The 11,968-nt window shown below is 64.6% G+C and carries 8 protein-coding genes and 1 riboswitch; of the genes, 6 read left to right on the top strand and 2 right to left on the bottom strand.

Going from position 1 to position 11,968, the window contains the following annotated elements; genetic code table 11:
- The first annotated feature begins 8 nt into the window (after positions 1-8).
- The 6 genes from ACSX1D_RS13310 to ACSX1D_RS13285 all read left to right on the top strand — a co-directional run bounded on the left by ACSX1D_RS13310 (position 9) and on the right by ACSX1D_RS13285 (position 9,347).
- A complete protein-coding gene (locus tag ACSX1D_RS13310; RefSeq protein ID WP_439858958.1) occupies positions 9-272 on the top strand; it encodes a YeaC family protein in 264 nt (87 codons plus the stop codon).
- On the top strand, positions 272-1,099 hold the full coding sequence (locus ACSX1D_RS13305) for a DUF2797 domain-containing protein (RefSeq protein ID WP_439858957.1): 828 nt from the start codon (positions 272-274) through the stop codon (positions 1,097-1,099). The genes ACSX1D_RS13310 and ACSX1D_RS13305 overlap by 1 nt, the downstream gene beginning before the upstream one ends.
- Before the next feature lie 76 nt (positions 1,100-1,175).
- Positions 1,176-3,833, top strand: a complete 2,658-nt coding sequence (gene pepN, locus ACSX1D_RS13300) for an aminopeptidase N (protein ID WP_439858956.1) — start codon at positions 1,176-1,178, stop codon at positions 3,831-3,833.
- A 467-nt stretch (positions 3,834-4,300) separates the two neighbouring features.
- On the top strand, positions 4,301-5,671 hold the full coding sequence (locus ACSX1D_RS13295) for a DUF1329 domain-containing protein (protein ID WP_439858955.1): 1,371 nt from the start codon (positions 4,301-4,303) through the stop codon (positions 5,669-5,671).
- Between the two features lie 196 nt (positions 5,672-5,867).
- Positions 5,868-6,959, top strand: a complete 1,092-nt coding sequence (locus tag ACSX1D_RS13290) for a WD40/YVTN/BNR-like repeat-containing protein (protein WP_439858954.1) — start codon at positions 5,868-5,870, stop codon at positions 6,957-6,959.
- 15 nt (positions 6,960-6,974) lie between these two features.
- Positions 6,975-9,347 (top strand): efflux RND transporter permease subunit, encoded by a 2,373-nt coding sequence (locus ACSX1D_RS13285; RefSeq protein ID WP_439858953.1) that lies wholly within the window; start codon positions 6,975-6,977, stop codon positions 9,345-9,347.
- 50 nt (positions 9,348-9,397) lie between these two features.
- Here the strand turns inward: ACSX1D_RS13285 and ACSX1D_RS13280 are convergent, their stop codons facing one another.
- Positions 9,398-11,392: a putative bifunctional diguanylate cyclase/phosphodiesterase gene (locus ACSX1D_RS13280; RefSeq protein ID WP_439858952.1), complete on the bottom strand. Its 1,995-nt coding sequence runs from the start codon at positions 11,390-11,392 to the stop codon at positions 9,398-9,400.
- Positions 11,389-11,784, bottom strand: coding sequence for a molybdopterin-dependent oxidoreductase (locus tag ACSX1D_RS13275; RefSeq protein WP_439858951.1), 396 nt, complete (start codon positions 11,782-11,784; stop codon positions 11,389-11,391). The genes ACSX1D_RS13280 and ACSX1D_RS13275 overlap by 4 nt, the downstream gene beginning before the upstream one ends.
- 90 nt (positions 11,785-11,874) lie before the next feature.
- Positions 11,875-11,961, bottom strand: a riboswitch (cyclic di-GMP riboswitch).
- Positions 11,962-11,968: the final 7 nt, after the last annotated feature.

Raw genomic sequence — 11,968 nt, 5'->3', positions numbered from 1 at the left:
AGTCGCTCATGTCGTCCTTTCTGCAAGCCATCGAAAACATTACCCCGGAGATCTACCAGAGCCTGAAACTGGCGGTGGAGATCGGCAAGTGGCCGGATGGCCGCAGGCTCACCCAGGAGCAGAAGGAACTGACCCTGCAGGCGCTGATCGCCTGGGAAATCCAGAACCTGCCGGAAGACCAGCGCATCGGCTACATGGGCCCGCAGGAGTGCAGCTCCAAGTCGGCGGCGGTGCCGAACCTGCTGTTCAAGTCCTCGGAAAGCCTGCACTGATGATCGAGCTGGGACGTGGCTCGTTGAGCAAAATGGCGGCGCGCCTGGACGCGCCGGTACAGTACGCCTTCCGTCTGGACGAGCAGGAGCTTGCGGTCAATCCGCTGATCGGCAAGCCGCTGCGCCTGGAGTACCTTGGCGCCATCCACTGCACCCACTGCGGGCGCAAGACCAAGACCAGCTTCAGCCAGGGCTACTGCTACCCCTGCATGCAGAAGCTGGCGCAGTGCGATATCTGCATCATGAGTCCGGAACGCTGCCACTACGACGCCGGCACCTGCCGCGAGCCGAGCTGGGGCGAGCAGTTCTGCATGACCGACCACGTGGTGTATCTGGCCAACTCCTCCGGGGTCAAGGTCGGCATCACCCGCGCCACCCAGGTGCCGACGCGCTGGCTGGACCAGGGCGCGAGCCAGGCGTTGCCGATCCTGCGGGTGGCGACCCGGCAACAGTCCGGCTTCGTCGAGGATCTGCTGCGCAGCCAGGTGGCGGACAAGACCAACTGGCGCGCCCTGCTCAAGGGCGATGCGGCGCCGGTCGACCTGGCGGCGGTGCGCGACCAGCTGTTCGACAGCTGCGCTGAAGGCCTGAGCGCGCTGCAGCAGCGCTTCGGTCTCCAGGCCATCCAGCCGCTGCCCGATCAGTCGGTCGTGGAGATCGCTTTCCCGATTGAGGCCTATCCGGCCAAGATCAGCAGCTTCAACCTGGACAAGAATCCCGTCGCCGAGGGCACGCTGCTGGGCATCAAGGGTCAGTACCTGATGTTCGACAGCGGGGTGATCAATATCCGCAAGTACACCGGCTACCAGCTGGCCGTGTACCAGTAGGCCGCCCGCCGGGCGACGCAGAGCATATTTCGCAGAATGGGCCGAACCGGGCCCTGAACCAGAAGGGCCACAAGCCATGCGCACCGAACAACCGAAGATGATCTACCTCAAGGACTATCAGGCGCCGGACTATCTGATCGACGAGACCCACCTGACCTTCGAGTTGTTCGAGGATCACACCCTGGTGCATGCCCAGCTGATGATGCGCCGCAACCCGGCGGCCGGTACCGGCCTGCCACCGCTGGTATTGGATGGCCAGCAGCTCGATTTGTTGTCGCTGGCGCTGGACGGCGAGGAACTGGGGGCGGCCGACTATCAGCTGAGCGACAGCCACCTGCGCCTGCAGCCCAAGGCCGAGCGCTTCGTCATCGACAGCAGCGTGCGCATCCACCCGGAAAGCAACACCGCCCTCGAGGGCCTGTACAAGTCCGGCAGCATGTTCTGCACCCAGTGCGAGGCCGAGGGCTTCCGCAAGATCACCTACTACCTCGACCGCCCGGACGTGATGAGCAAGTTCACCACCACCCTGAGCGCCGAGCAGCACCGCTATCCGGTGCTGCTGTCCAACGGCAACCCGGTCGCCAGCGGTCCGGAGGAGGGCGGTCGGCACTGGGCGACGTGGGAGGACCCGTTCATGAAGCCGGCCTACCTGTTCGCCCTGGTGGCCGGCGACCTCTGGTGCGTGGAGGACAGCTTCACCACCATGAGCCAGCGCGAGGTGGCGCTGCGCATCTATGTCGAGCCGGAAAACATCGACAAGTGCCAGCACGCCATGGACAGCCTGAAGAAGTCGATGCGCTGGGACGAGGAGGTCTACGGCCGCGAGTACGACCTGGACATCTTCATGATCGTCGCGGTCAACGATTTCAACATGGGTGCCATGGAGAACAAGGGCCTCAACATCTTCAACTCCAGCTGCGTGCTGGCCAAGGCCGAGACCGCCACCGATGCCGCCCACCAGCGGGTCGAGGCGGTGGTGGCCCACGAGTACTTCCACAACTGGTCGGGCAACCGGGTGACCTGCCGCGACTGGTTCCAGCTGTCGCTCAAGGAAGGCTTCACCGTGTTCCGCGATGCCGAGTTCTCCGCCGACATGAACTCGCGCACGGTCAAGCGCATCGAGGACGTGGCCTACCTGCGTACCCACCAGTTCGCCGAAGACGCCGGCCCCATGGCGCACCCGGTGCGCCCCGACGCCTTCATCGAGATCTCCAACTTCTACACCCTGACGGTCTACGAGAAGGGCTCGGAAGTGGTGCGGATGATCCACACCCTGCTCGGCGCCGAGGGCTTCCGCAAGGGTAGCGACCTGTACTTCGAGCGCCACGACGGCCAGGCGGTGACCTGCGACGACTTCATCAAGGCCATGGAGGACGCCAACGGCGTCGACCTCACCCAGTTCAAGCGCTGGTACAGCCAGGGCGGCACCCCGCGACTGGTCGTCGGCGAGCACTACGACGCCCAGGCCAGGACCTACAGCCTGCGTTTCCAGCAGAGCTGCCCGGCCACGCCGGGACAGCAGGACAAGCAGCCCTTCGTGATCCCCGTGGCCCTCGGCCTGCTCGACGGCCAGGGCCGCGAGATGCCGTTGCGCCTGGAAGGCGAGGCGGCCGCGAGTGGCTCCTCGCGGGTGATCGCGATCGACCAGGCCGAGCAGGTGGTGACCTTCATCGAGGTCGCCGAGAAGCCGCTGCCGTCCTTGCTGCGCGGCTTCTCCGCACCGGTCAAGCTGAGCTTCCCCTACAGCCGCGACCAGCTGATGTACCTGATGCAACACGACAGCGATGGTTTCAACCGCTGGGAGGCCGGCCAGCAGCTGGCGGTGCAGGTGCTGCAGGAGCTGATCGGCCAGCAGCAGCGCGGCGAAGCGCTGGTCATGGATCAGCGGCTGACCACCGCCCTGCGCACGGTGCTGGAGGATGAACAGCTGGATCAGGCCATGGTCGCCGAGATGCTCTCGCTGCCGGGCGAGGGCTACCTCACCGAGATCAGCGAGGTGGCCGACGTCGACGCCATCCACGGCGCCCGCGAATTCGCCCGCCGGCAACTGGCCGAGGCCCTGTTCGAGCCGCTGTGGCAGCGCTACCAGGCCAACCGCGAGATTTCCCGCAGTACGCCTTACGTCGCCGAGGCCGAGCACTTCGCCCGTCGCAGCCTGCAGAACATCGCCCTGTCCTACCTGATGCTCGGCGACCAGCCGCAGGTGCTGGCCGCCTGCCTGGAGCAGTTCGAGGTGTGCGACAACATGACCGAGCGCCTCGCCGCCCTGGCGGTGCTGGTCAATTCGCCGTTCGAGGAGGAGAAGGCCAAGTCCCTGGCCAGCTTCGCCGACTACTTCAAGGACAATCCGCTGGTCATGGACCAATGGTTCAGCGTGCAGGCCGCCAGTGCCTTGCCCGGTGCCCTGGAGCGGGTGCAGCAGTTGATGGAGCATCCGGCTTTCACCCTGAAGAACCCGAACAAGGTGCGCGCCCTGATCGGCGCTTTCGCCGGGCAGAACCCGGTGGGCTTCCATCGGGCCGACGGCAGCGGCTACCGCTTCCTCGCCGACCAGGTGATCACCCTCAACGCCCTCAATCCGCAGATCGCCTCTCGCCTGCTGGCGCCGCTGACGCGCTGGCGCAAATACGACAGTGCCCGCCAGGCGCTGATGAAGGCGGAGCTGGAGCGCATCCTGGCCTCCGGGGAGCTGTCCAGCGACGTCTTCGAGGTGGTCAGCAAGAGTCTCGCCTAGGGCCTTGCCGGCGTCATCGCAGAGCGTTACCGACCTCGGTCGGTAACGCTTTTTTGTTACCTAAGGAAATCCGGCGCCGCGACGTCCGCGCTTTTTCGCCTTGTGCGCGGGGCTGGGGTCCGGCCGCTTGGGCAAACTGCGGGGCGTGGGCGCGCTTTTTCACTCTGGGGTGCAATCCAGACTGTCGGATCGTCGGACAGGATCGCGGGTTTTTCCGTGGGTTTTTGCCGTTCGTCCGGATGGCTGCGCGGTCACGAAATGGCTCCGTGGCCCCGGTTCTCGAGGTTGGCATTTTTTATACGACCGTTTGAATTTGGCACCATGGTTGCAGCTGCTGACAGGCATTGGTGCGCTGGTGGCCGGGTAGCCAGTTCCCTCGTGCGCCGCTCAGGCGAACGCCAAGGCACCAGTTCGTGCGCTGCCGGCCGCCGGCAGGCGCCCAACGAAGATCGATACGGAGAAAGACGATGCTGCAGAAGCTCAGCGTGATGGGGGCTGCCATGGCCCTGGCACTAGCCGCCAGTGGTGCGATGGCGGCGGTTTCGCCGCAAGAGGCGGCCAAGCTGGGCGCCAGCCTCACCCCCTTCGGTGCCGAGCGCGCGGGTAACGCCGCCGGCACCATCCCCGAGTGGACGGGGGGGATCACTGCGGCGCCGGCCGGCTATAGCCAGCCCGGCCAGCACCATGTCGACCCGTTCGCCGACGACAAGCCGCTGTTCACCATCACCAAGTCCAATCTGGAGCAGTACAAGGACAACCTGACCGCGGGGCAGATAGCCCTGTTCAATGCCTACCCGAGCAGCTACCAGATGCCGGTGTACCAGACCCGCCGTTCCGCTTCCGCACCGCAGTGGGTGTACGACAACAGCATCAGGAACGCCAGCACCGCCACGCTACAGGGTGACGGCAACGGCTTCACCGATGCCTACGGCGGCATCCCCTTTCCGATTCCGCAGAGCGGCGTCGAAGTGCTGTGGAACCACATCGCTCGCTATCGCGGCAACTACATCGTGCGCAGCGCCTCGGAAGTGGCGGTGCAGCGCAACGGCAGCTATTCCCTGGTGACCTCGCAGCAGGAGGCCTTGTTCAAGTTCTACGACCCCAGGGGCTCCTACGCCAAACTGGACAACATCCTGTTCTTCTACCAGTCGTTCACCAAGAGTCCGGCGCGTCTGGCCGGCGGCGCGGTGCTGGTGCACGAGACCCTGGATCAGGTGAAGCAGGCGCGTCAGGCCTGGGGCTATAACGCCGGCCAACGTCGGGTGCGGCGTGCGCCGAACCTGGCCTACGACACGCCGATCGCGGCGGCGGACGGCCTGCGCACGGCCGATGACACCGACATGTTCAACGGCGCGCCGGATCGTTTCGACTGGAAGCTGGTGGGCAAGAAGGAAATCTACATTCCCTACAACAACTACAAAGTCACCAGTCCCCAGGTCAAGTACAGGGATCTGTTGCAGGTCGGCCATCTGAACCCGGCCTTCACCCGCAACGAGCTGCACCGCGTGTGGGTGGTCGAAGGCACGCTGAAGTCCGGTGCGCGGCACATCTATTCCAAGCGTACCCTGTACCTCGACGAGGACAGCTGGCAGGCCGCGGTGGTGGATCAGTACGACGGTCGTGGCGAGCTGTGGCGGGTGTCGGTCGCCTACCTGAAGAACTACTACGAGTTGCCGACCACCTGGTCGGCGCTGGATGTGTTCCACGACCTGCAGTCGCGTCGCTACCACGTGCAGAACCTGGACAACGAGGAGTCGAGCACCATCGACTTCAGCCAGCCGGTACCGGCCGATAACTACTTCAAGCCGGCATCGCTGCGTCGCCGCGGTATCCGTTGATAGTCATGTCGCCGGGGCCGGAAGGTCGCTACAGTGGGGAGTGGCCAGCTCGCCTCGGCGCTCACGGGCGCCGTCAAGCACGCGGATTCCCTTAACAAAACATAACGTCGTGCCGATTGTCAGGCCTTTCCAATGCTCAGTAGCATAGGCGCCTGCCAACAGGCACCACCACCTATAACAACAAGGGGGAAGGTATATGAGTGAGCCCGTCATGCGGCGCACCCAGGTCGGTCATCCTGCGCCAAAGGTGCGCAAGCCGGCGTTCCGCGTCCACTCGCCGCTGGCTAGAGCGCTCTCGCTGTGCAGTGTGCTGTCCGTTCTGACTTTCACTGCCATGCCCCTTCAGGCGCAAGCCGCCGGTGCCGCTGTGCGCTATTCCATCGAGTCACCGAAGGCCGCGCAGCACCTGCTGCTGGATGTGGTCAGTGCCGGCAAGCGCCTGGTGGCGGTCGGTGATCGCGGCCATATCCTCTACTCCGATGACAACGCAGCCAGCTGGACCCAGGCCAAGGTGCCGACCCGGCAGCTGCTCACCGCGGTGTTCTTCGTCGACGACCAGCACGGCTGGGCGGTCGGTCACGACGCGCAGATTCTCGCCAGCAGCGATGGTGGTGCGACCTGGAGCAAGCAGTACGAGGATCGCGAGCGTGAAGCGCCGCTGCTCGACATCTGGTTCAAGGACCGCAGTCACGGTTTCGCCGTCGGCGCCTACGGCGCCCTGCTGGAAACCGTCGACGGTGGAGCCAGCTGGGAAGACGTCAGCGAGCGCATGGACAACGAAGACGGCTATCACCTCAACGCCATCGTGGCGGTGAAGGACTCCGGCCTGTTCATCGTCGGCGAACTGGGCGGCATGTTCCGTTCGCGCGACTGGGGTGAGACCTGGGAGACCCTCCAGGGTCCTTACCAGGGCTCGCTGTTCGGTGCCCTCGGCACCGGCGAGCCGGGAGGCTTGCTGGTCTACGGCCTGCGCGGTCACCTGTTCCATTCCACGGACTTCGGCGATAGCTGGCGGCAGATCGTCGTCGATACTCCGAACAATGGCGCGCTGGAATTTGGCCTGGCCGACGGCGGCCTGCTGGCCGATGGCTCGATCGTGGTGGTCGGGCATGGCGGCACGGTACTCAAGAGCACCGACAGCGGGCGCAACTTCAGCCTGACCAATCGCCCCGACCGGCGTTCGCTGGCCGGGGTCACTGCACTGGATAACGGCAATCTGATTCTGGTAGGGCAGGGCGGCGTCTACACCGCCACGCCGACTGGCGCCGAACTGGGCCAACAAAAATAAGCCGGGAGCCTCTGCATGAGTAAGCATCAACACCAACCCGCGTCTGTTCTCGAGCGGTTGATCTTCAACAACCGGCCCGCCGTGGTCCTGCTCTGCCTGGTGATCAGCGTTTTCCTGTTCTACCAGGCCTCGCAGGTGCGTCCGCAGACCAGCTTCGAGAAGATGATCCCGCTGGGACACCCCTACATCCAGAAAATGCTCGAGCACCGCAATGACCTGGCGAACCTGGGCAACACGGTGCGCATCTCGGTGGAAGCGGTCGATGGCGACATCTTCAGCAAGGAGTACATGGAGACCCTGCGCCAGATCAGCGACGAGGTCTTCTACATTCCCGGGGTCGACCGTTCCGGCCTGAAGTCGCTGTGGAGCCCCAGCGTGCGCTGGACCGAGGTGACCGAGGAAGGCTTCGCCGGTGGCGAGGTGATCCCGCAGACCTACGACGGTTCGCCGGAAAGCCTGGAGGACCTGCGCAGCAACATTCTCAAATCCGGTCAGATCGGCCGCCTGGTGGCGAACAACTTCAAGTCGAGCATCATCGACGTGCCGCTGCTCGAGTCCTATCCGGACCCGGAGGATCAGAGCCGGCAGATCCGCCTGGACTACCAGCAGTTCTCCCACGAGCTGGAAGAGAAGATTCGCGAGAAGTACGAGGCGCAGAATCCCAACATCAAGGTGCACATCATCGGCTTCGCCAAGAAGGTCGGCGACCTGATTGATGGCCTGATCGGCGTGGCGCTGTTCTTCGCGGTGGCCATCGGTATCACCCTGGTGCTGCTGCTGTGGTTCACCCGCTGCCTGAAGAGCACCCTGGCGGTGCTGCTGACCACCCTGATCGCGGTGGTCTGGCAGCTCGGCCTGCTGCATACCCTGGGCTTCGGTCTCGACCCCTATTCGATGCTGGTGCCTTTCCTGGTGTTCGCCATCGGCATCTCCCACGGCGTGCAGAAGATCAACGGCATTGCCATGGCCTCGGGGGAGGCGCCCGACGCCTTGTCCGCCGCGCGCATGGCCTTCCGTCAGCTGTTCATTCCCGGCCTGGTGGCGCTGTTGTCCGACGCCGTGGGGTTCGTCACCCTGCTGCTGATCGATATCGGAGTGATCCGTGAGCTGGCCATCGGCGCGTCCATGGGCGTGGCGGTGATCATCCTGACCAACCTGATCCTGTTGCCGGTGATGATTTCCTATATCGGCATCAGCCCGAAGGCGGTCAAGATCAGCCGCGAGGACGCGGCCAGGGACCATCCGCTGTGGCGCACGATCTCCAATTTCGCCCATCCGCTGGTGGCGCCCATTTCCGTGGTGATCGCCCTCGGCGCGTTCGGCGGCGGCATCTGGTACGGGCAGAACCTGAAGATCGGCGACCTCGACCAGGGCGCCCCGGAACTGCACCCGGATTCGCGCTACAACCTGGACAACGACTTCGTCATCCGCAACTACTCGACCAGCTCGGATGTGCTGGTCATCATGGCCAAGACCGCGACCGAGCGCTGTTCGACCTACCCGGCCCTGGCCGCAATGGACGAGCTGATGTGGAAGATGGAGAACACCGAAGGCGTGCAGTCGGCGATTTCCATGGTCACCGTGTCGCGCCAGGTGATCAAGGGCATGAACGAGGGCAACCTGAAATGGGAAACCCTGTCGCGCAACCAGGATGTGCTGAACAACTCCATCGCCCGGGCCGATGGCCTGTACAACAGCGACTGTTCGGTGGCGCCGGTGCTGGTGTTCCTCAATGACCACAAGGCCGAGACCCTGGAGCGTGCGGTCAAGGTCGCCGAAGAGTTCGCCAAGGAACACAACGGCGAGGACCTGGAGTTCGTCCTCGCGGCGGGCAACGCGGGCATCGAGGCGGCCACCAACGAGGTGATCGCCGCGTCCGAGACCACCATGCTGATCGCGGTCTATGCGGCGGTGAGCTTCATGTGCCTGCTGACCTTCCGCTCCATCGCCGCCACTCTTTGCGTGATCCTGCCGCTGGTGCTGACCTCGGTACTGGGTAACGCGCTGATGGCCTACATGGGCATCGGGGTGAAGGTCGCGACACTGCCGGTGATCGCTCTCGGCGTGGGTATCGGTGTCGACTACGGCATCTATATCTACAGCCGCCTGGAGACCTACCTGCGTCAGGGCCTGTCGCTGCAGGACGCCTACTACGAGACGCTCAAGTCCACCGGCAAGGCCGTGCTGTTCACTGGCGTGTGCCTGGCCATCGGTGTGGCCACCTGGATCTTCTCGGCGATCAAGTTCCAGGCCGACATGGGCCTGATGCTGACCTTCATGTTCCTCTGGAACATGATCGGCGCGGTGTGGCTGCTGCCTGCCCTGGCGCGCTTCCTGATCAACCCGGAGAAGCTGCGGGCCAAGGCGCTGGCGCCTGCCACTGCCTGATCGCTACCGGCAACATGAAAAACCGCGGCCTGGATGCCGCGGTTTTTCGTTCAGGCGGCCTTGTGTGTTTGTATCAGATCAGGAATGTGCGCTGCCGGCAGGGGCCTCGAGAACAGGTAGCCCTGGCCGGCGTCGCACTGGTGCGCGCGCAGGAAGGCCAGTTGTTCCGGGGTTTCGATGCCTTCGGCCAGTACCGCAAGCTCCAGGCTCTTGCCCAGGCCGATGACGCTGCGGGCGATGGCCGCGGCGCCGGGGTTGTTCGGGGCGTCCTGGACAAAGCTGCGGTCGAGCTTGAGCGTGCTCACCGGGAGGCGCTGCAGGCAGCTAAGCGAGCAACAGCCAGTACCGAAATCATCGATGGCGATGCAGACCCCCAGTTCGCGCAGCGCCTGGGTGGCGGCGATTGCCGTGTCGATGTCGTGCATCAGCTGGGTTTCGGTCAGCTCCAGCTCCAGTAGCGCGGCGGGATGCCCGCTGGCTTCGAGCGCCTCGGCGACACGCCCGGCGAGGCCGGGCTGCTGCAACTGCACGGCCGACAGGTTCACCGCCATTTTCAGCTGCGGCATGCCCTGCTGGTGCCAGGCGGCAGCCTGGGAGCAGGCCTGGCGAATGACCCAGTCGCCGATCGGCGTCATCAGTCCGCTCTCTTCGGCCAGGGCAATGAAGTCATCCGGTGCCAGCAGGCCGCGGACCGGGTGGCGCCAGCGCAACAGGGCTTCGACGCCGAAGATCTCGCCGGTCTGCAGCGCGACACAGGGCTGGTAGTGCAGTTCCAGCTGATCGCGCTCCAGGGCATGCTGCAGGTCGCGGCTCAGCTCGAGCCTGGAAACGCAGCGCGAATTCATCTCGACCTGGTAGGCACAGACGCTGTCGCGGCCGTTGGCCTTGGAGCTGTACATGGCCGCATCGGCGTTCATCAGCAACAGCTCGGCCTCCTGGCCATCGTCAGGGTAGCGGCTGATGCCGATGCTGCCGGTGACCAGCAGCTCCTGGCCCGCCAGCAGGAAGGGGATGCGCAGCTGCGCGGCCACGCGGTTGGCCACGTCGCTGAGGATCCCATCGTCGTCGCCGATATCCTCGATGATCAATACGAACTCGTCGCCACTGATGCGGGCCACCGTGTCGCCCTCGCGAACACAGGCGCTGAGGCGTTCGGCGACTATTTTCAGCAGCTCGTCGCCGGCGCCATGACCGAGGCTGTCGTTGACCGCCTTGAAGCGATCCAGGTCGATAAACAGCACGCCGAAGCGGCCGCCGGCGCGGTGCATGTGGTGGATCGCCTGAATCAGCCGATCCTTCATCAGGGCGCGGTTGGGCAGGCCGGTGAGCGGGTCGTGGGCGGCCATGTGCGACAGCTTGCGCGATTCGGCCGCCAGGGACTCGGCCAATCTCATGGACTGGCGCAGCTGGGCGAAGAACAGTAGCAACAGCAGCAGGCCGCTGGCGGCGGGGGCGGCCAGGTGCCAGTCGGTTCTGCTGTTGTAGTGGCGAATGATCTGCTCATTGCGCACTTCGGCACTCATCAGAAACTGCTTGCCCAGCTCGAAGAACTGCACCCGGTAGGGGCGCAACAGCGCCTGAATGGTCGGGTAGCCGAGGTCGTACGGATCCGGCTTGAGCTCTGCCAGCATCGGCTCTATGGCGTCTAGGGTGACGGCAAGGCCCTCGACGGCCGTGCGCACATCGTCAAACTCCAGCAGCCCGAGATTGGCCTCGCCCTCATGGAATACGCCCAGTCGGCTGACGAGCAGCTCGTAGTGCAACTGCACGTCATCGAGCGTGGCACCTCGTACCGGGTCCTGCAGGGTGTAGCGGCGCAGCGTGCGCATAAGCCGCTCGACTTCCTCGTAGGTCTTGAACAGGGTGTGGGTATGGTGCCCCATGCGCAGGCTGGAGATCGCGTTGGCCTGACCGATGTCGCGATAGGACAGGTACAGGGTGGCCATGAAGATCGCCAGCGCCAGGAACACCCGCCACAGGCCGCTTTGCCGCCACCAGGGGGAGACCGAAGGCGGGAGCGCCCGGTCCGGCTGTGCGGGCGTCACTGGACGATCAGCCGACGCAGCTGCCAGGCCATCTTCTGGTCCGTTTCCAGCCCGCGCAGTATGGGATGGTCATCCTGCGGAAAGATGATCCACAGCGGGCCCTTGTCGCGGATCGGCATGTATTGGCCGTTGCGCTTGTAGGCGATGATCACCGGGTAGTCGCTCAGGTCGCGCAGCGCCATGCTGCTCTTGTAGTCGTTGAGCGCGATGGCCTGCACGTGGGTGCCCTGTCCGGCGACCGCCGCCAGCAGCAGGCTGGCGCGCACGCCGGTGAAGCGCTGCAATCCGTCGGTCCAGGAGGTGTGGGTCTCGATCGTGGTGCTGTCCAGGGCCTCGAGGGCGGCCAGGTCGTAATCGATGGCGTTGCCGTCGGGCCCGCTCACGGTGAGCACGGTGCCGCCTTGGGCGAAGACGGACTGGGTGGCAAGTACAAGGAGGGAAACTAGGAGTGCGCGAAATGCTTGGCTTGGGATCATTATCTTCACGGTAACCCCGCCGTCCTAGGCTGTGAGCCCTTAGACCGGTGGCTTTGCGTCCCCGGCTTTCGCGCGGGTTTGCCTTTTCAAGATTGATGTA

The organism is Pseudomonas sp. MBLB4136 (assembly GCF_051904765.1).
Lineage (GTDB): Bacteria > Pseudomonadota > Gammaproteobacteria > Pseudomonadales > Pseudomonadaceae > Aquipseudomonas.
The sequence above is the reverse complement of the archived record's forward strand: the minus strand, read 5'-3'. Positions and strand labels throughout refer to the sequence as shown.